Raw genomic sequence first — 20,657 nt, forward strand, 5'->3', positions numbered from 1 at the left:
ATCAGATCTGCCAGTTAATCCCAACAAAGACTTGTCTACCGGCCTGAGGCAGAGAATCACTCTGATAGTAGTTCTCGTCCAGCAGGTTGGTGGCTCGTAAATAGAGCTCTAGATTATCTTTAAGCAAAGGTTGTACCAGATTGATGTCCACCAGGGTGTAATCATCCAAGGACTTCTCCTGCCAAACCTTTTGACCGCCTATCTTCTCCTGATCGTAGTAGTTCTGATCCATAATGCGTTCTACGTTCAGGTGGATACGAGTCTCGGTCGGCAGCTTGTAGCCCAACTGGAAGCGCAGTTGATGCTTGGGACGATAGTCCAGACCATCAAAACCTGTGCTGCTGTCTCTGTCTTCGGCGTGCAGATAGCTGTAGCTCAAGCTCAGATCCAGATTCTCTATGCTGTTGTTGGACAGCACGGTATCCAAACCCTGGAAGCGATAGTTGCCTATGTTCTGATACATACCACTGGCATCTTTGGCAATATAATCATCAGCATCAGTGTGATAGAGGTATAACTGCAGCTCGGTATTCATACCCAGCCCCTGCTCCAACCCCAACTCAACATGCTTGGAGATTTCCGTTTCCAGTTCCTGATTGCCTGAAGACAGGGAGTACAGGTTACGCATTGAGGGGAAGCGTACCTTACGAGCCGCACTCAGGCTCAAACGGGTCTCATCGGCCGCTTGCCAGAAACCTGAGGCCAGCGCCGAGTAATCGTTCTCGTTGCCTTCGGTCTTGTCCATGTCGTGGTATGCGCCACCCAGAGTAAAGCCCCAATCACCGTCGGACTGGAACTGATACTCAGCCGCTGCGGTATAAACCCAGGCCGAATCATCGAAAGACTCACCGCTGCCACCACCTGAGCCATTACCGCCACCGGAACCGCTGCCACCACCTGAGCCAGTACCGCCGCCGGAACCACTACCACCACCAGTTCCACTGCCACCGCCGGAACCACTGCCACCACCAGTTCCACTGCCACCGCCGGAACCACTGCCACCACCAGTTCCACTGCCGCCGCCTGAGCCCTTGGTTGCTGCAATCTTGCTGCTGCCGGACTTCTTGGAGGAGCCAAAGCTTTCAGCTACCGCTTCCCAGCTCTGTTTTTCAGCAATCACTGAGGTGGTTAGAATACCCGCGGTGTCGAAGTCGGAGATCAACTGCAGATTTGCGCCCTGCACTTTGGAAGTGCCATCCTGAGCTTGAGTCAGCTCGGCGTAGCTGTGATCGCCGTACACGGTTTCATAGGTATCACTCTGGTTGTGATAACCAAAGCCACGGAAAGTGAAAGTATCATTGAACTTATGTGCCAGACCCAACTGGAAAGTCTGTGAATCATAGTCATCGACCCGCTCAAACTTCACCCGGCCACTGCCACTGCCATCTCTTGGGGGCTTGCCCCACTCACCGGAACGCAGAGCCATATTGGCAATGAGTTGAGTGTTGTCGCTGAGCCAATAGCTGCCTTGGGCATACAGATTGGACAGTTCTTTGTCTGCATTGTTGCGCTGATATTTATCTTGATACTCAGTGGTTTGATAGTCAGAAGACATAGGGAAACCATCTGTGTGCTGATAACTGGCACTGATGAGTCCCTGCCAGTTATCGCCAGAACCGGCGGCACTGATATCGCCCTTGAAGGTGTCATCCTTGGCCAATTCCAGGTTGCCGGATACTGCCGGAGCGCTGTCGCCACGCTTAGTGATGATGTTGATAACACCGCCGGCGCCGCCTGGGCCATAGAGAACCGAGGTTGGACCAACGGAGACTTCAACTCTGGCAATCTGGCTGGTTGGGATCACGCTGGGATCAAACTGACCATCATCGGCACTATTGGCCGGTACACCATTGATCAACAGAGTGACATGGCGGGTCTTGAAACCACGGATATCCACCCTAGGCGTACCATCACCGCCGTAACGCACGTAAACGCCGGGAACATTCTTCAGCACCTCATCCAGGCTCTGGGCCCCCAGAGCTTTGATTTCTTCTTCAGAAATGCTCCAGTTGGTGGTGGCAACTTCGGTGGCGTTGGCACGCTCACCGTGCACTACAATCACGTCCATCGCGTTATTGACCAGAGGGTCACGTTCAATAGAGGTCGCATTGGCCTGCATGGCACAGCCCAGCGCCAGTGCGAGGGCAGAGAGTTTTACCGGAATATGGGACATAAGGCTCTTCTGTCGTTTCTGATAGGGATTATCCGGGCTATTCTGGCGCCGCCCAAAAAAGCTACAAGCTCAGTGACGGTAAAAACCAATACAGATCGACAAATTAATACAAAGGGAGTAGATAACAGAGTCGACTACGGACAGATTGTCCCAGCAAGACAATTTGCCGAGCAAAAATGTCCACTTACATCACATTAACCTAAGCTGATTAATGGGATCATGCTATACGTCACACCGGCCCCTTCGATGGCTTGACACTAGAGGTGTGGAACTTTAGTTTGTGTTAAAGATACTGATAGCCGGACGCTTTCTGCTTCCGGATCCCTTTGTTCGGATGTTCGGAGCTCCCCTTGTCTGCACTTACCCTGTCTCAGGCCATTTCGTCACTTCAAGACAAGCTGTGTCAATTGACCAAGCCGACACCAGCAGAACCTATTGTCCAACTGGCCGCCGAGGTACAGGCGATCCCACTGATCTCCTGGCTGGCTTCCCAGCCCAGTTACCCAAGAATTTATTGGCAAGGAAGGGACCGACTCGAGGAGGTAGCCGCCATTGGCAGTTGCCTGGATTTCCGCTTCGAAGATGAAGTCACAGACGAGGCTCTGGCCGAAGTCTATGAGACACAGCGGGCCTACTCCAGTAATCAGGAGATCCGTTACTACGGCGGGGTCGCCTTCGATCGCGAAATCGCCTCCTGGCCCGAGTTTGGCCGCGCCAGATTCCTGCTACCCCGAATTGAGTTGAGACGCAGTTCAGATCATTTCCGTCTCTTGGTCAATCTGAACCTGGGTCAAGCAGACCAGCAGCAAGAGATAGCTCAAGCACAAGCCGCACTGGATGCGCTTGTGCCGGCCCGGCCCATGACGCCGCCGACCAAGACCGAACAGCTGTCACGCAATGACAGGCCCGATTATCCGCGCTGGAAAGCCTTGGTGGAACAGGTTACCGCCCCCAGATTCAATCAGGACACGCCCAAAGTAGTGCTGTCGCGCCTGACCCAGCTGCAAGTGAAAGACACGCCGGATCCCTGGCAAGTATTGGCCAGTTGGCAGGGACGTAACCCCAACAGTTTTCAGTTCGGTTTCGAATTCAGTCCCGAGCGCAGCTTTATCTCCTGCTCACCCGAACGCCTCTATCGCCGTCAACAACAGGAGCTGTATACCGAAGCGCTGGCAGGCACCACAGTTCGCGGCCTGAGCCCGGAAGAAGATGAACGCCTGGCGCAGCAGCTATTGGATGACAACAAGAATAGTCATGAAAATCAGCTGGTCAGAGAGCATATTGTCAAGGCGTTGACCCCGCTGAGCCGCTATGTCGGTGCCGATGAGACACCCACCATATTCAAACTCAACCATATTCAACATCTGCACAGATCGATTCGCGCCGAACTGCGTCACGGAGTAAAAGATTTTCAACTGCTGCAGGCCTTGCACCCAACCCCGGCCGTCGGTGGTTTACCGCGGGAATCTGCCATCAGTTTTCTGCGCCAGCGGGAAGGCTATATGCGCGGTTGGTATGCCGGAGCCTGTGGTTATCTGAATAAATATGAGAGTGAATTTGCGGTAGCCATCCGCTGCGCCCTACTGGAACCCGGCTGTATCAACCTGTTTGCCGGTGCCGGCATAGTTGCCGGCTCTGATCCGGCAGCCGAGTGGCAGGAGCTGGAAAACAAACTCGCCACCATAATGTCGATTTTGCTGGATTTTTAGGGTGATGGCGGCTCCTGTATCTTCAGTTGCAGCTGCTCCAGGCTCTGCTGTTTTATCTCCGCCAATTCCCCGGAACGTTCCAACTGCTCAAAGCCTTGGTCGAACAAGGCCTTCAACTCGAGCCCTTTAGGATTATTGGCGAAGGCAAAATAAACATCTGCCCGCAGCACATCTTCGATAAGAACCAGTCTTCTTGGCTGTTCTAACTGCGCCAACAGTGGCTGCATGTCGGGTTTATAATCGAGCACGGCGTCGATTTTGCCTTCATTCACCTTACGCAGCATCTCCAGCAGGCTGCTGTTTTCCTGATAGAGCATGGGTACCTGGGTCAGGGTAAAAAAGCGATAGGCGATCAAAGCCTGAACCTTTCTATGGGCCAAAGACACCATGCCCTGCCATACACTGGCCAACTCAGGGGTTACTGCGGCATCTATCACCTCGGTTTCTACTTTGTGAGCACTGAAAATCCCCTTGGAGATATCCCCCAAATAAAGTCCCAACACCATGTCCACCTGTTCACGCTCCAGCATGTAGAGGGAGCGGGGAAAGGGAACAAACTGGATTTCCAGTTGCCATTCCGGCTTGGGAAAGACCCTTCGTAACAGTTCAAAATAATAGCCTTCACCATTGGTTTCGGTATAACCGCCCCAACTGGCGGTAGCTATCTGGATCTTGGTCGGTTCGGCAATGGCCGGCCAGACAAACGTCAATAAGGCCAGCAGCAGGCAGCAGATTCGATTCATTTAACTCTCCTGTCTTCCCTTTCAGTGTAGAGTAGCTTTAAGGAAGGTGCGAGCAAGCCCCATGCCTGCCCTGCATAGACTTAAACGCCCAAATACAGAAACTTCCTTAGATAGGTTGGACATTTTTTACACTTCCCTCTTGTCAGCCGGATTATGGGCTCTATAATGTGCGCCCTTTCGGTCGAACCGAAGATGCGGGTTCCCTCACCCCGCCCAGCCAACTAAAAAGGTCACAATATGTTAATGTTAACCAGCGCGCAGCTCAAACGCGCACTGATCCTCTTGGTCAGTTTTCACATCCTGATTATCAGTGCCAGTAACTATCTGGTACAGCTTCCGTTTCAGCTATTCGGCTTCCATACAACCTGGGGCGCCTTCAGCTTTCCTTTTGTCTATCTGGCAACCGATCTAACGGTACGGATATTCGGCCAAGCTGCCGCCCGGCAGATCATCTTCAAGGCCATGCTGCCGGCCTTGTTAATCTCCTATGCCATGGGCGTATTGTTTCATCAAGGTAACTTTCAGGGGCTAAGTGCCCTGTCGGACTTCAATACCTTTATATTCCGTATCGCCTTTGCCAGTTTCGCCGCCTATCTGGTGGGCCAGCTGATGGATATCGCAGTATTTGCCCGAATTCGCCGCCAGTGTGCCTGGTGGGTCGCTCCGGCAGCCTCAACCCTGGTAGGCAACCTGGTGGATACTCTGGTGTTCTTCAGTATCGCCTTCTTCGCCTCCAGCGACCCCTTTATGGCCGCCAACTGGCCGGAAATTGCCGCCGTGGATTACAGCTTTAAACTGTTGGTTAGTCTGGGGCTGTTCCTGCCCGCTTATGGTGTGCTGCTGCGGGTACTACAGGACAAGATCTTGCAGACAGAAAACCAGCAGCAATTCTCCTGATGCATTCAACTGGCCAGACCTGTTATAATTTTGGCCAGTTTTTATCCCGCAATCTGTGACACGTTGCGGCCCGTTGAGAGAATAATGATGTACTCCATTGAAATCAAAGCTATTACTGAAATAGATCAGCAACAGATCGACGAGATCATGGCCTTGAGTGCTCAGATCCCCGAGTTTGATTCCAGCTACCAACAGCAAGAATTTGAACGTCGGCTGACAGGCAATGCCTGTTTGTTGTTGTTGGCCTTCGTGGAAGGTGAATTGGCGGGATTCAAGCTGGGTTATGCTCTGGACGAGCAGTGTTTTTACAGTTGGTTAGGCGGAGTATTACCCGATTATCGCAGCCTGGGGCTGGCGCGCAGCATGCTGGAAGCGCAGGAGCGTTGGGCCACTCAAGCCGGTTACAAGCAGATCCAGGTCAAGACCCGCAATCAGTTCCGTTCTATGCTGAATATGCTGATCAGCCATAAGTATCAGGTGGTGGACTTCCGCGCCGAGCCTGGACATATTGCCGACAACCGTCTCTATCTTGAAAAGAGCATGTTCTAAGGAAGTCTTGCAAAGGACTTGGGCCATTTGCTGCAAACCACGCCTTGCCTCCAAGCCTGTTAGCCGACGCAGAACATAGATGGGGCTTGTTCGCACCTTACCTAAAAAAAGAGCACGCCAAATGGCGTACTCACAAAGACTGCAGGGAAGCAGTTCTTAAAACGCTTTGCTGATACCTATCACTAACCTGTCATCGAAGATCTCAGTCTGGGTACCATAAACCTTGTGATCTGATTCAACCGTACTGCCGTGGTAGCGCAGATCCAGGTTGAAACCATAGAACTCCTTACTGACCCCCAGATTCCAATGTCCCCATCCTTCGGCACCATTGCCGCTCAGGTCTTGATAACCGACAGAACCGGAAACCTTGATACCGTTCTCAAAACTATAACTTGGGTGCAGCGCATAGTTGACCCCGTGCCAACCATCGACACCAAACCAATCATCCACAGTCGGCGTCACTTCCAGTTGCAGATGGGCCCGACCGAAAGACTTGCCGAGTTTCAGCCACAGCTCTGTGTAGTTGGAGTAGGACGCGCCTGGATAGAGATAAGAGAACAACATGACATCATAGGTGAAACCTGAATCACCCAACTCACCACTCTTGCCGATGAAAGGCGCAGTGACTATCTCAAGATTGGGGTCGGCAAACTTGATGTTGGAAGCAAATACCCCGGCGTACCAACCGGCATCATGGTTCCAGCTGAATGTGCCCTGGACGACAGGCACATCGCCATCCAGGGTTTCCGATTCGCCACGGAACACATAGTCAGAGGCAAAGGTCAGATTGCCGGCAAAACTGCCACCGGCGAAACGGGGAGCTTCGTCTGCCAGCACCATTGAACTGCTGCACAGCAGCAAACTTGATAAAAACAGCTTATGAGTTGGGTTCATCTTTATCCACCAGAGCATGATTATTGTTAGCCCGGATAGTAAGAAGAAGTTATGAACAGGGTTATCTAGGTTAATGAACCGTGAAGGAATAAATGTGAACAATTATGAATGACTGCGACGGAGCCGCAGTCATGGCGACTTACTCGAAGCCTTCTGGACGCTTCACATACTCGGGGATCTCCAGCAACATGTTACCCCAGTAACCGAACAAGGCCTGATAGATAAAATCTATAAAAATTATGTATTTACGAGGCAAGTAGGCCCGTTTTGGATAAGACAGCAACAAGGTGTTGTGTTCCATGGGAAAGTCTTCCAGCACAGCCACCAACTCTCCCTTTTGCAAGGCCTCATCGGCAATCATCGGCGGCAGACAAGTGATCCCCAAGCCGGCAATGGCCGCTTCCCGGGCTAAAGTGATATTATTGACCTTAAGCTGCACCTCAGGGGTGATCACCTGCCATTCATTACCATCAAAAATCTTCCAGCAACCGTCATTGATAAGCTGGATCCCGCCCTGCTCTATGCCCTTGTGGTGCCAAAGATCATCCGGGGACTGAGGAGTACCATGACGCTTAAGGTAATCAGGGCTTGCCATCAAGGTGGTGCTGGTCTTCACCAGTTGATAATGCTGCAGACGTGAGTCTTCGATGCCGCACAGATGAAACAGTATGTCTATCCCTTCTTCAACCATATCCACCTTGCGATTAGTCAGCTCAGCTTCTATGGTAATATCCGGGTATGCTTCAAGAAAACGAGCAAATACCGGGCCGAGGAATAACTGCCCCATCTCAATCGGGCAGACTACTCTCAGATTGCCCTTGACCCGCTGTTGATTGGCACTGAGCTGCGCCTCGGCATTTTCCAGATCCACCAAAATCTTGGTGATCTTGTTGTAATACTCAGCGCCGGCCTCGGTTAACCTCAATGCCCTGGTGGTTCTGAACAGTAGCTGAACACCGGTCGCCTTTTCCAACTCTGCGACTTTGCGACTGACGGTAGTCTTGGTTAGCCCCAACGCCTTGGCCGCGCCGGTAAAGCTGCCTTGTTCAACAACTTGAGCAAATATTTGTACCCTGTTTAGATCCATTTATTGTTGCACCTGTGGGACAGTGGGTTTATTTCTATATGACTAATCAAATTATCGTGACAGTAGTAGAATACTCGCCTCGCGGTGGAGGATCCAGCATGGTGCAGAGAAATTTCTGCAGTTTAGCCTTGGGTCACCCAACCATAAAACGCTTGCAGCAGTTGGGAAAGCTGTCTTTGCCTCCAAGACAAAACAGAATATCTCCCATACAGGCAAAAACGAGATTTGGATACATAAGTTGTTGAATTCATAAATCTCACAACTAAATGTAAATAAATGGCAATAGTGTCGTTTATTGATTAAAAAATTTTCATTCATTTACACTTTTCGCTTATCCTGTAGCTTGTTGATACAGGATGCTTGTGCGATAAATATGGGTTCGAAAATTTTGCTGGCGAACTGCGCCAGGAAGCCTGTCGTACGAGACATTTTCCCTTCCCGGCAAGCAGATACTGATTAGGAGTTATCATGCGGCATGTATTAAAAGTTGCCTCAGTTGTAAGTATGGCGTTATGGGTGACGGCCTGTGGGTCGGAAGCTGAAAAAGCCACAAGCAATCAGGCGGCCCCCGCTATGGAAGTCAGTGTCCTGGAAGTCAAGTCGGCTCCGCAGGCACTGCAAGTGCAACTGCCTGGGCGCAGCATAGCTTTCCTTGAAGCCGAAGTTCGGCCTCAGGTCAACGGCATCATTCTGAAACGCAGCTTTACCGAAGGCGGCGATGTGAAACAGGGTGAGTCACTGTATCAAATTGACCCTTCCACCTATAAGGCATCTCTACAGAGCGCCAAGGCGGATCTGGCCCGCGCCGAAGCGTCTCTGGCATCGGCCAAGGCAACTCAGGCCCGTTATCAGGAACTGGTCAAAACCAAATACATAAGTAAAGAAGAGTACGATAAGGCAGATGCTTCCTATAAAGAAGCACTGGCAGCGGTGGAAGTGGCCAAGGCGGCCATCAATACCGCGACCATTAACGTCAACTATACCGAAGTACAGGCGCCTATCTCAGGTCGTATCGGTAAATCCAGCGTCACGGCCGGTGCTCTGGTGACCGCCAACCAGCCTCAGCCACTGGCGACCATCCAACAACTGGATCCCATTAATGTGGATATAGTGCAGTCCAGTACCCAGATGCTGCGTCTCAAGAGCATGTTGAAGGCCGGTAAACTGCAGGCTTCCGATGATGCCGAAGTGACTCTGCTACTGGAAGATGGCTCTACTTATGATCACAAGGGTCGCTTACAATTTGCCGAAGTCAGTGTCGATCAGAGCACAGGTTCTGTGACGCTGAGAGCCGAGTTCCCTAACCCGGAACATACGCTGCTGCCTGGTATGTATGTGCGCGCCATCCTCAACACAGGTGTCGATCCTCAAGCGATTCTGGTACCGCAAAAAGCCATTACCCGTAGTCCCAAGGGTGAGGCTGTAGCCATGTTGGTGAATGGCGAAAACAAGGTAGAAGCTCGGGTGATCAAGACTGCCGATGTCATCAATCACCAGTGGCGGGTAACAGAAGGACTCAAGCCAGGTGACAAACTGATTGTCGAAGGGCTGCAAAAAATCCGTCCCGGCATGCCTGTGACGGCTAAACCCATGACAGCAAACCAGCAATAACAGGGCGGAAGTTATGGCACGTTTCTTTATCGATCGCCCCATCTTCGCATGGGTGATCGCGATTATTATCATGCTGGCGGGTGTCCTGGCCATTAAGGCCCTGCCGGTTTCCCAGTACCCGGATATTGCGCCACCAACCATTGTGGTCGCTGCCAACTATCCAGGTGCGTCGGCCAAAACTGTTGAAGATTCTGTGACCCAGGTGATTGAACAGCGTATGACAGGTCTCGACCATCTGCGCTATATCAAGTCCACCAGTGACAGCTTCGGTAACGCCGAAATCACTCTGACCTTTAACGCCGAGGCGGATCCCGACATCGCCCAGGTTCAGGTACAGAACAAGCTGCAGGCCGCCATGGCTTTGCTGCCTCAAGAAGTAACGGCTCAAGGTGTAAGGGTTAACAAATCCAGCTCCGGCTTCCTGATGGTAGTCGCCTTTATTTCAGATGACGGCTCCATGACCAAGGCCGACCTCGCCGACTACGTGGGTTCCAACGTTCAGGATCCCATGAGTCGTGTACCCGGTGTAGGTGAAACCACCCTGTTCGGCGCCCAGTACTCAATGCGTATCTGGGTCGACCCACTGAAGCTGACTAACTACAACCTAACCACTCTGGATGTAATCGCTGCGATTAAAGAACAGAATGCTCAGGTTTCTGCCGGTCAGTTGGGTGGTGCCCCTGCGGTCCAAGGCCAGGAGTTGAATGCGACTATCTCGGCTCAGAGCCGTCTGCAAACGCCTGAGGAATTCCGCAACATTATCCTCAAGTCGAACCCCTCGGGTGCCAATGTCTATCTGAGTGATGTCGCCAAGGTTGAACTGGGCTCTGAGAGTTATTCCATCGAATCACTCTACAATGGACGCCCTGCCACAGGTCTGGCGATCAAGCTGGCCACTGGTGCCAACGCACTGGATACCGCCGAAGCCGTGCGCGCCAAGGTAGAAGAGATGCGTCCCTTCTTCCCGGCCAGCATGCAGGTGGTGTATCCCTATGACACGACACCCTTCGTAAAGAACTCCATCGAAGGTGTGGTTCATACTCTGCTGGAAGCCGTGGTACTGGTGTTCGTCATCATGTATCTGTTCCTGCAAAACTTCCGTGCCACCTTGATCCCAACGATTGCGGTACCGGTAGTATTGCTGGGTACCTTCGCCATCCTGTCATTCACCGGATTTTCGATTAACACCCTGACCATGTTCGCCATGGTACTGGCCATCGGCCTCTTGGTGGATGATGCCATCGTGGTGGTGGAAAACGTTGAGCGGGTGATGTCCGAAGAGGGGCTCAGCCCCAAGGAAGCAACCAAGAAATCCATGGGCCAGATCACCGGTGCACTGGTAGGTATCGGTCTGACACTGTCAGCAGTGTTTGTACCTATGGCCTTCATGTCCGGCTCTACCGGGGTTATTTACCGTCAGTTCTCCATCACTATCGTATCGGCGATGGCCTTGTCGGTATTGGTGGCCATCATTCTGACTCCGGCACTTTGTGCCACTATGCTTAAGCCACTGAAGAAGGGGCATACCCATGCCGAAACCGGCTTCTTCGGCTGGTTTAACCGTAACTTCGATCGCATGACTGGCAAGTACGAAAGTACTGTTGCTAGCATCATCAAACGTTCAGTACGTATGAGCGCCGTCTATCTGGCACTGGTTGTGGCCGTAGGCTGGATCTTTATCCGCATGCCAACCGCCTTCTTGCCGGACGAAGATCAGGGCATGCTGTTTACCCAGACCATACTGCCAACCAACGCCACTCAAGAAAGTACCATGAAGGTACTGGAAAAGGTCTCGGATCAATTCCTGGCAGACGAAAACGTCAAATCGGTTCTGAGTGTGGCGGGCTTCAGTTTCGCCGGTCAGGGGCAGAACATGGGTATCGCCTTCGTCGGGCTGAAAGACTGGTCTGAACGTACGGCTCCAGGCAGTGATGTTCAGGCGGTTGCCGGCCGCGCCATGGCGGTGTTCAGCCAGATGAAAGAAGCCTTCGTGTTTGCCTTCGTACCACCTGCAGTAATTGAGCTGGGTACGGCCAACGGTTTTGACCTCTTCCTGCAGGACAAGAATGGTCAAGGACACGAAAAACTGGTTCAGGCCCGTAACCAACTGCTGGGCATGGCGGCTCAAAATCCCAACCTGGTGGGTGTACGCCCCAATGGTCAGGAAGATGCGCCCATGTATCAGCTGCATATAGATCATGCCAAGCTGCGGGCACTGAGTGTCAACATAGGTGATGTCAACAACGTGCTTTCTGCCGCTTGGGGTGGCTCCTATGTCAACGACTTCATAGACCGTGGTAGGGTGAAGAAGGTTTATGTTCAGGCCGATGCCAAATACCGGATGCAACCTGAAGATCTGGACTCCTGGTATGTGCGTAACACCCAGGGAGACATGGTGCCCTTCTCAGCCTTTGCCACCGGCAGCTGGGAGTATGGTTCACCGCGTCTGGAACGCTTCAACGGTCTACCGGCAATGAACATCCAGGGGGCAACGGTTCCGGGCTTCAGTACCGGTGAAGCGATGAACATCATGGAAGACATGGTTAACCAGCTGCCACCAGGCTTTGGTATCGAATGGAACGGCCTCTCCTACGAGGAACGTCTGTCAGGCAACCAGGCGCCTGCACTCTACGCGCTGTCTATCCTGGTGGTATTCCTGGTATTGGCGGCTCTGTATGAAAGCTGGTCCGTGCCTTTCGCGGTAATTCTGGTGGTGCCTCTGGGTATTATCGGTGCCCTAATCGCCATGAATGGCCGTGGCCTGCCAAACGACGTGTTCTTCCAGGTGGGTCTGTTGACCACTGTGGGTCTGGCGACCAAGAACGCCATTCTGATCGTGGAGTTCGCCAAAGAATACTATGAGCAGGGCTCCAAACTTGTCGATGCCACCCTGCACGCAGTGCGGGTACGTTTGCGGCCAATTCTGATGACCTCGCTGGCATTCGGTCTCGGGGTTGTACCTCTGGCCGTCAGTACAGGTGTGGGTTCAGGCAGTCAGAATGCCATAGGTACCGGGGTACTGGGTGGTATGATCAGCTCAACCTTCCTGGGTATCTTCTTTATCCCACTCTTCTTCGTGGTGGTAGAGCGCATGTTCAGTAAGCGTGAGCGTGAAGAGCGCAAACTGCGAAAACAGGCCAAATAATTCGCCTGTCGCCTCAAAGCCCGGCTGATATGCCGGGCTTTTTGTTGCCTGTTGCAAACCACTTCTATATGGAGCTTCAAAGACTTAACACCTGTTAGGTTCGCATCCGGCCTTAGGACTTGTCATTCCGCCCAAAATGTAAAATTGGTGGGCAACAAAGGGTTAAAGAAGCTGGTCAAGCGCGCCAATAAAGCTTAGGATCTGCACAGAAAACAGCACTTTTTGGAGTAATTCACCTTATGGGTATCAGAGCCATAGTCGTCGACACCGCCGGCACTACGACAGATCTTAACTTTATTCAGGATGTGCTTTTCCCCTATTCGGCCGAGGCATTGCCGGAGTTTTTAGAACGTTATCAAGATAATATTCTGGTAGAAAACTGTATCAGCGACACCAAAGAGATGGCATTGGAACCTGATGCCGATCTGCCGCGAGTAATAGAAATACTCCAACAATGGGTTGCCGAAGATCGCAAAGCCACTCCGTTGAAGACACTGCAGGGTCTGATCTGGAAACAGGGCTATGCCAAGAACGAGTTCACCGGTCACATCTATCCTGACTTCATTGAAGCCATCAAGGAATACAAGGCTCAGGGACTCAGAGTATACAGCTTCTCTTCCGGCTCAGTGGAAGCCCAGAAGCTACTATTCAGCCACAGTGATGGCGGCGATCTGACCGAACTGTTCAACGGTCATTTTGATACCCGCACCGGCGGCAAACTCGACAAGCAAGCCTACTGCAACATTATTAACACCATAAGTCTGAGCCCGAAGCAGATACTGTTTGTCTCGGACATGTTGGACGAACTCAAGGCCGCTGCCGCTGCCGGGCTGATCACCTGTCAGATGGTACGTGAAGCCGGGCAACGCACAGGTGATTTCCGGCAGGTAAAGAGCTTCGCCGAGCTAAAAATTGACTGATAACCGCCTAAGTTAAGTGATGAATCAAGGGGAGCCAATGGCTTCCCTTATTGTTTACAACACCTATTCCTTATCCCGGAAAATCAACACCTGTACGGAATGTTGTTCCCCTCTTGAGACAGAGAGGCGCTGTTGTTATCCTGAGCCAACCAAAATAAAACGGTCGTTTAAATATGGAAGATTTTACTCAGCGTTACCCACAACACTCACAAATCCCGGTGGCCTGGGGCGAAATGGATGCCCTGCAACACGTCAACAATGTGGTCTATTTCCGCTACTTTGAGAGCGCCAGAATCGACTTCTTCAACCGCCATTTTCCCTTGGGTGAGATGTACAAACAGGGAATGGGGCCGGTAATAAGCGAAAACCAGGCCAGGTACAAGCGCCCGGTTACCTACCCGGATACCCTGCTGATAGGGGTCAAAATCAGCGATATAGGTGAAGACAGGTTTACCATGCATTACGAGGCGTACAGTAAGGCACAGCGAGCCATTACCACTACAGGTAGCTCTGTCGCCGTCATGTACGATTTCAAGAAAGGCACCAAGGCCAAATTACCGCAGGAATTGCTGGCAGTTCTCAAGGAATACCAAGAATAAAGTTGGTGTTCGAGCGAGTCTCTATTACACTTTTTTCCTATTAATAAACACAATAATAAGAGAAAAGCCCCTCAATGAGACTCTTTCTGCTGCTCTTCATGACTTGCTTTATGTGCTTCCAGGTCAAATCTGCACCCGGAGCCACTTCTTCTCCTGAACAGCAACTGGCCTCGGCCAGCGCTATCTTGGTGGACATGAAAACCGGTGAAATCCTCTATGAGGACAACCCGCAGCAGGTACAACCCATCGCCTCCATCACCAAATTAATGACGGCGCTGGTGACGCTGGATGCCAAGTTACCGCTCAACGAGCGGATTGCCGTGGATGTCAGCCAAACCCAAGTCATGCAAAATGTGGTATCTCGTATCCGTATCGGCAGTGAGCTAAAACGCAAAGAAGCACTGGCGCTGGCATTGATGTCTTCGGAAAATCGAGCTGCCGCGACCCTGGCGCATCACTATCCCGGCGGCTATCCGGCCTTTATCCAGGCGATGAATGCCAAGGCGGAAGAGTTGGGGATGACAGACAGTCACTTTGTTGAACCAACGGGGCTGTCGGAACAAAATGTCTCCAGTGCCAGGGACTTGGTCAAACTGCTGCAAGAGACTAAAAAGTATCCCTTGATAGGCGAACTGAGCTCGGCCCCCAATCGCAGTGTCACGTTTCGTAAACCCAGATATAACCTGGCGTTTTACAACACTAATCGGCTGGTGAATAAACCAAACTGGCAAATTTCGCTTTCCAAGACAGGTTATACCGATGACGCCGGCCGCTGTCTGGTAATGCTGACCCAAATGGCCAAGCGGGAAGTCGCCTTTGTGGTGCTGGACGCCTTCGGCAAGCTGAGCCATCTGGCCGATGCCAACCGCTTAAAGAAGTGGCTGGAAACCGGCAAAATCAGTCAGGTTCCCCAAGAAGCTCTGGACTATAAACAACAAAAGCAAACAGAGCGTCAATCATTGCTCTCTGCCCGTTAATATTCAAAACCGCCGGTGACCCGCGCAGATTTTTACTTTTGCGCGGTCGCCCCCATGTCGGTATTTGTTATCATCCCGCCACCTTTTAAAGGCCTTTGGCCTTAGCAGTTACTGAGTCAGGAAGATGCAGTCATTTAAAAAGCACACTCTTATCCCGCTGGATCCCCAAGATCCCCTCTCTATAGCTCAAGCCCTGACTCAATACCGACATCAATTGCAGCAAAGCACTATTCTGCGCCAGGGCATGTTCGATATCGAATTTGCCGCCGTGACAGACAGCGGCAACCGCCGCCTGCAGATCGATGATCTGCAAGATTCAGGACTGCGCAGCCTGCTGCAGGAAGCCCTGAGCCTGGGCCCGGATGGCGAAGTATTCATGCTGCCGCCACTCATCAGTGACGAGTGTGATCTTTACCTCTCTGAACCTTTGCTGTTCGCCATTGCCATGCAACACCCGCACCTGACCCCCGAACTGCTGGCCACCGCCGAGGCCATGATAGACTTCGCCCGCAGGCACAATGATCTGCAGCGCATGTGGCTGGACGACAGCCGCATTTTCGGGGTCGAGGCCCTGTTTCTGCTGGCCCGGCGCACACCCGAACTGGCCTGGCTATTGGCACGCTTCCTGATCCCCGCCTGGGACAATGTCTACAGCAATGGCTATGAGCAATATATGGCACGGCTGCTCGAGCTCAATGGCTGGAGCCCGGATATGCTGCGGGCCTTTGTCTGGTGCGACAGTGACCATCTGCGCCAGGGCTTCTTCTACAGTGGCGAAACCGGCATTCAGAGTCATCAGCCTCTGGCCGACTTCCTCAAGCAAAATTCACAGCAATATCCTCTGTTCAAACAGCTGTTGAGCGAGCGTTTACTCAATAGCCCGAAACTGCTCGCCGCCGAAGACCGCCCACTCGGCAGAGTCGATGCCGTGCTGCATTTCTTTGTCAGCATGTACCCGATTGAGTTTGCCTGGTTTGAAGTTGAACAGAACGAGGGGCTGGATACCCTGCTTGAAAGCCAGTTTATCCGCGCCAGCCTCGAAGAGGAGATAAGCGACCTGCGCGCCGCCATAGAGAGCCAGGCCAGTGGCGCGCTGGCCTGTTACAGATGCGGCATAACCGAGAGTGTTGAAACCGACGCAGATGAACAAGAAGGCAGCTATCAGGATGAGGACGATCAGCGGCCGGGCAGGCTGCTGCGTCTGTTAAAGCCATTGGTACTGGCGCAACCCCAAGGCGCGGCATTGTGGCAATATCTGCATGATGGCAGCCAACCCCAGGCGCTGGCGGCTCAGCAACCAATAGCATTAATTCCCGCCTGTAAGGCCAAAGCCCTGGGGCTCTATCACTATATAGTCGACTACTGCGTTACGGCAGAATCCAATCGACATATTGCCGAAGAGCTGAGCAGTATTCTCAGCGATAGCCGTTATGAACTGCTCTATGGTGATCAAGAAGATGTCGAAGCCTTTGCCGATATCTTGCCATCAAAGAGTCTACCGCAAAGGCAACAGCAGTATTTACGCCTGCTGGATATCTGGTTCGCTTGGCTTGGCAAACCCGAACTGGAAGAGATCCGCGAAAACCTGGTCGACGATGAAGGACTGCTCGATGATGTCCAATATCTGCAGCGCTACGGCAACCTCAGTGACACCAGTGAGCAGACGCTGCTCGAAGCGCAACTGGCTAAACTGCTGGATCAATGGAACGACAAGCGCCAGCTCTACAACCGCCCCTTGTTGAACAAGACCCTGGCCTTGTTCCGGCAACACCGCCAGCTTGCCAACCCGGATAACTGGCCACTGAGCCAAATGGAGCTCGGCCACTATGTGTTGCTGGCCTTCCTTTGGCAACAGGACTGTCTGGCCGGGTGCCATGACGCCACCAGCCGGGCGCTGAGCGAGATATTAAACGCTAATAGCCCTTGGGAACTGCTTGCCGGGCAAGTGCTCAAGCAGGCCGCAGACGATGCTAAGCCGCTCAGGGCGTTTATCTGTCGGCCCGAGCCCTCTCTTTGTGAGCTTGAGGCGCTGCAACTGGCACAAGACCAGCTCTATCGAAGAGGGCGTGATGATGTTGGCCGCCAATTGACCCTGGAACCCATCAGTGACTTCCAGCCCAAATACCTATTGTTCGACAAACAAGACGGTTTTCGCCGCGGTGCCATGCTGTGCTATTTCCTGCTGGCCTCGCAGCAGGCTTTCACTCACTCCTCGGCTCAGCCAAATGAGCCGCAAGCACCGGCTCTCATACTGGCCCGGCGCCTATGGCAATGGCTGCTGGAACTAGCGCCACTCAAGCTCTTGCATTATGCCGCCATGCCTTACAGTGACGATAATTTCGACCCTGAGTTTGACTCTGATACCGAGCGCCTGGGCTTTGTCAGCAGCATGCAATCACTCGGCGTCAGTGAAGCCTTACTGACAGTGTTTGACTTCCAACTGTCGCTGAGCAGCGGCGATGGCGATAACACCCTGCGCGCGCTAGCGCAGCTGAGCCCATTGGCCCAGGCCTCATCGAGCCAGGCAGATCCACTGCTGCAGGCACTGAGACGACTGCCGGATAGAGAGAAGCTCAATGCCTTCGAACTGCTCGAGCTACAATTCCCAGGGCAAGGCTTTATCCAACACCCCGAGCTGCAGCGGGAGTGGTCACTCTGCCTCGAGTATTTTATTCGCGACAACCTCAAGAGTTGGCAGCGGGTACTGGCTCAAGACTTTGATGGCCGCTGCCAGTTGCTGGAGCGGGGCATAAAGCAGCCTGTGGTTGCCGCGCCGCAACTTGTGGTTTGCGAGCAGGCCCAAGATGACAGATATGACTGGCTCAACGTCAGCCTGCTTCGGCGTCAGGGTGAAGAGTTGCAGGCATTATTGCTGACCCAAGCAATACCGCCGGAGGGCATGCCCCAAGGTGTTGCGGGCGAGGTGCTGCTGTTTGACGAGAGTGTCAGTGCCGAGGAGATCTTGGCTGCATTCAAGGGCCTATACTCGGTCGATGCCAGGGTCGCCTTGGTCAATGCTCGACTGCAAGCATACCTGAGTGGTGAACTGCCGCTGGCAGCCATGCAAACCTGCCTGCAACGCCTGTTCGCCCTTGATGAGCTGAGTATCTACTCATCCTTCGAGCGTTATGACCTCAAGCAGTGCCTGTGGCTGCTCCCCACCCCAACCCGGCAGCGACTGCTGCAGCTCCTGCTTGGCTACCAATTGGGATTTGAACTGTTCGATAAGCAGCTATTGCGGGCCTTTATGGCCGACAAGGTGCGCCGCGGCGACTGGCCTGCAACGCGATACATAGACAGGAGATACCAGGACAGCAATGAGCTGCAGGAAGCGGCGCTGAGCTGGCTGCTGCAAACCTTGGAGCCGCTGCGGCTTGAGCCGATGAGACTGCTGCGTTTTTGCCTCGGCAAGGGGGAATATGAAGCTCCCTGTGACTGGGTTGTCGCTCAACTGAGAAACGGCACTCTGACGCCCCTTATTACTCAGTTGACTGTCAATGAGAAAATCGAGCTGATCGATTGCCTGGAAGGCGACTACCCCGACGCGGCCGAGTTGCTCTCGGCGCTGGCCAACGATGCCTCCCGTCGGGTCAGAGATGCCATGGCAGAGCTTGCCTAACCGCCGCCGATTTGGGTAAGGCAAGGGGTTTGGCGGGCTACATAGGCTATGGACCACATAGACGCCTAGCAGCATGGGCACGCCTTTTAGGCTGTCTATGCTGCCCGCTTCAGCGCACCAGCCAGTCCAGAAATTGCCACAACAAGACATTCATCTCCTGAGTCTCGGCCTGGCGCAGCACATCAGGTGACTGCACCCAAGGATGGGGCTGACCAAACTCGGCGGCACTGTGACTGATAAGCGCCTCTATCGCCTCGGCGTCAAATTCCAGATGGCACTGAAAGCCGTACACTCTGGCACCATATTCCACTATCTGCCTCGGACATACCTCACTGAATGCCAACACCTTGCTATCGGCCGTCAGCCCAGGCATATCATGGTGCCAATGCCCCAGAGTGACACTGTCGCCGAAGCTTTCCAGGCCTGGATGCACCCTGCCGGCCGCGGTTAAGGTCACGGGAAAGAAGCCTATCTCAACCTCTGGGCTGGGTTCGAAAGAAGCACCGAGCGCCTCGCCAATCAGCTGTGCTCCCAAACAGATACCCAACACAGCCACCTGCCCGGCAATGGCTCTGGCTATCAAGGCCTGTTCCGCCCGGGCATCAAAATAGTGGCACTCGGCAATGCCGGTTGCCGGTGACTGTGGGCCTCCGAGCACAACCAATAAACCTACGCCTTGGAGGCTCTGCGGCAAGGATTCACCAAGCCAGAGGCGGGTATAGCTGGCTTCATAGCCGCGCGCGCGACACCAGTTCGCCAAAACCCCCGGCCCTTCGAAAGACTCATGTTGAATAAAATGTACCTTCACCTGTCGCTCCCGCGTTTGTTGTTCAGTTGGCCGTCATGTTAGCCTTGACAGCAGACCGATAGATATCGACATAAAGACAGATAACATTGCCAAACCGCCAAGCTATTTCCCCAACAGATACCCTAGCTTCAGAAGCACGGTTCGATGCCAACGGGCTGATAGCGGCTTATCCCGACGCCCGGGTGCTCAGCAAAGTGCTGTGGATGCCCAGAGGGCATGTCGATAGCTGGCACAGCCACAACTGGCATCAGTTGGTGTTTCCGGCAAGCGGCCTGTTACAGACTCAGGTCAGGGATACCCGCTTTATACTGCCCCATAACGGCGCCCTGTTTATTCCGGCAACCCAGGAGCATGAGTCCAGAGTCCTGGTGGATACCCAGTTCATCGGTCTCTACCTGGATCCCGCATATAGCCAGGGCTTTCCCACTCAGGCCAAACCCTTGGCAGTATCTCCCTTTCTAAGGGAATTGCTGCTACATATGACACAAGCACCCAGCCCGCAAGCCTCAGACGCAAGGTTGAGGTTATTGGCGGTTCTCAAGGATGAGGTGATCCAGGCGGCGCCCTATCGTTTGGGGTTACTGCTGCCAAAAGACAAACGTCTGCTGCGGATTTTTGATGAACAAGTTGCCAGGCCGGCATTGGAAATGACTCTGGCGCAATGGGCCGAGCGGGTGGGCGCATCCGAGCGCACTCTTTCCCGGCTGTTTGCCCGGGAACTGGGTTGCAGCTATCCACTCTGGCGCCAGCACCTACGTTTGTTGAGTTCGCTGACGCAGTTGGAACAAGGTGAAACAGTGCAACAGGTGGCATTTCAGGCGGGCTATCAGTCCGATTCTGCCTTTATCTGTGCCTTCAAAGGTCTCTTTGATCAGACACCTCACCAATACCGTAGCCAGAATAGGCCAACGTAGAAGACGCTGGCT

At 53.1% G+C, this 20,657-nt stretch carries 15 protein-coding genes; 10 read left to right on the plus strand and 5 right to left on the minus strand.

Annotated elements, in window-relative coordinates:
* Window position 1: 1 nt before the first annotated feature.
* Window positions 2-2,173, minus strand: coding sequence for a TonB-dependent receptor plug domain-containing protein (locus ACMHXH_RS12130; protein ID WP_039034597.1), 2,172 nt, complete (start codon window positions 2,171-2,173; stop codon window positions 2-4).
* 350 nt (window positions 2,174-2,523) lie between these two features.
* Here ACMHXH_RS12130 and ACMHXH_RS12135 point away from each other — a divergent pair, with 350 nt between their 5' ends.
* Window positions 2,524-3,882 (plus strand): isochorismate synthase MenF, encoded by a 1,359-nt coding sequence (locus ACMHXH_RS12135; RefSeq protein WP_039034596.1) that lies wholly within the window; start codon window positions 2,524-2,526, stop codon window positions 3,880-3,882.
* On the opposite strand, the gene ACMHXH_RS12140 is transcribed toward ACMHXH_RS12135, so the two are convergent.
* Window positions 3,879-4,625 (minus strand): substrate-binding periplasmic protein, encoded by a 747-nt coding sequence (locus ACMHXH_RS12140; protein WP_039034595.1) that lies wholly within the window; start codon window positions 4,623-4,625, stop codon window positions 3,879-3,881. The genes ACMHXH_RS12135 and ACMHXH_RS12140 overlap by 4 nt on opposite strands.
* Window positions 4,626-4,862: 237 nt before the next feature.
* Here ACMHXH_RS12140 and ACMHXH_RS12145 point away from each other — a divergent pair, with 237 nt between their 5' ends.
* Entirely contained in the window at window positions 4,863-5,522 is a 660-nt protein-coding gene (locus ACMHXH_RS12145; RefSeq protein WP_039034594.1) for a 7-cyano-7-deazaguanine/7-aminomethyl-7-deazaguanine transporter, read from the plus strand.
* Window positions 5,523-5,606: 84 nt separating this feature from the next.
* Window positions 5,607-6,071, plus strand: coding sequence for a GNAT family N-acetyltransferase (locus tag ACMHXH_RS12150; RefSeq protein ID WP_308428155.1), 465 nt, complete (start codon window positions 5,607-5,609; stop codon window positions 6,069-6,071).
* A gap of 156 nt (window positions 6,072-6,227) precedes the next feature.
* Here ACMHXH_RS12150 and ACMHXH_RS12155 read toward each other — a convergent pair whose 3' ends face one another.
* On the minus strand, window positions 6,228-6,965 hold the full coding sequence (locus ACMHXH_RS12155) for a TorF family putative porin (protein ID WP_039034592.1): 738 nt from the start codon (window positions 6,963-6,965) through the stop codon (window positions 6,228-6,230).
* Between the two features lie 139 nt (window positions 6,966-7,104).
* Window positions 7,105-8,052: a LysR family transcriptional regulator gene (locus tag ACMHXH_RS12160; protein WP_039034591.1), complete on the minus strand. Its 948-nt coding sequence runs from the start codon at window positions 8,050-8,052 to the stop codon at window positions 7,105-7,107.
* Window positions 8,053-8,520: 468 nt separating this feature from the next.
* On the opposite strand from ACMHXH_RS12160, the gene ACMHXH_RS12165 reads away from it, so the two are divergent.
* The 6 genes from ACMHXH_RS12165 (at window position 8,521) to ACMHXH_RS12190 (ending at window position 18,923) form a co-directional block, all read left to right on the plus strand.
* Window positions 8,521-9,663, plus strand: a complete 1,143-nt coding sequence (locus ACMHXH_RS12165) for an efflux RND transporter periplasmic adaptor subunit (protein ID WP_039034590.1) — start codon at window positions 8,521-8,523, stop codon at window positions 9,661-9,663.
* Window positions 9,664-9,676: 13 nt separating this feature from the next.
* Window positions 9,677-12,808, plus strand: coding sequence for an efflux RND transporter permease subunit (locus tag ACMHXH_RS12170; RefSeq protein ID WP_039034589.1), 3,132 nt, complete (start codon window positions 9,677-9,679; stop codon window positions 12,806-12,808).
* A gap of 239 nt (window positions 12,809-13,047) precedes the next feature.
* Window positions 13,048-13,728 (plus strand): acireductone synthase, encoded by a 681-nt coding sequence (gene mtnC, locus ACMHXH_RS12175; protein WP_039034588.1) that lies wholly within the window; start codon window positions 13,048-13,050, stop codon window positions 13,726-13,728.
* 173 nt (window positions 13,729-13,901) lie between these two features.
* A complete protein-coding gene (locus ACMHXH_RS12180) occupies window positions 13,902-14,327 on the plus strand; it encodes an acyl-CoA thioesterase (RefSeq protein ID WP_039034587.1) in 426 nt (141 codons plus the stop codon).
* A gap of 74 nt (window positions 14,328-14,401) precedes the next feature.
* Complete coding sequence (pbpG, locus tag ACMHXH_RS12185; protein ID WP_082014298.1) at window positions 14,402-15,304, plus strand: D-alanyl-D-alanine endopeptidase; 903 nt, start codon at window positions 14,402-14,404, stop codon at window positions 15,302-15,304.
* Window positions 15,305-15,428: 124 nt separating this feature from the next.
* Window positions 15,429-18,923, plus strand: a complete 3,495-nt coding sequence (locus ACMHXH_RS12190; protein WP_335911646.1) for a hypothetical protein — start codon at window positions 15,429-15,431, stop codon at window positions 18,921-18,923.
* Window positions 18,924-19,032: 109 nt separating this feature from the next.
* On the opposite strand, the gene ACMHXH_RS12195 is transcribed toward ACMHXH_RS12190, so the two are convergent.
* Window positions 19,033-19,731, minus strand: coding sequence for a glutamine amidotransferase-related protein (locus ACMHXH_RS12195; RefSeq protein WP_335911645.1), 699 nt, complete (start codon window positions 19,729-19,731; stop codon window positions 19,033-19,035).
* Between the two features lie 86 nt (window positions 19,732-19,817).
* Here ACMHXH_RS12195 and ACMHXH_RS12200 point away from each other — a divergent pair, with 86 nt between their 5' ends.
* Complete coding sequence (locus ACMHXH_RS12200; RefSeq protein WP_243888569.1) at window positions 19,818-20,645, plus strand: AraC family transcriptional regulator; 828 nt, start codon at window positions 19,818-19,820, stop codon at window positions 20,643-20,645.
* The last annotated feature ends 12 nt before the right edge of the window (window positions 20,646-20,657 follow it).

Source organism: Shewanella sp. BJSY2023SW001 (genome assembly GCF_047314685.1).
Lineage (GTDB): Bacteria > Pseudomonadota > Gammaproteobacteria > Enterobacterales > Shewanellaceae > Shewanella > Shewanella indica.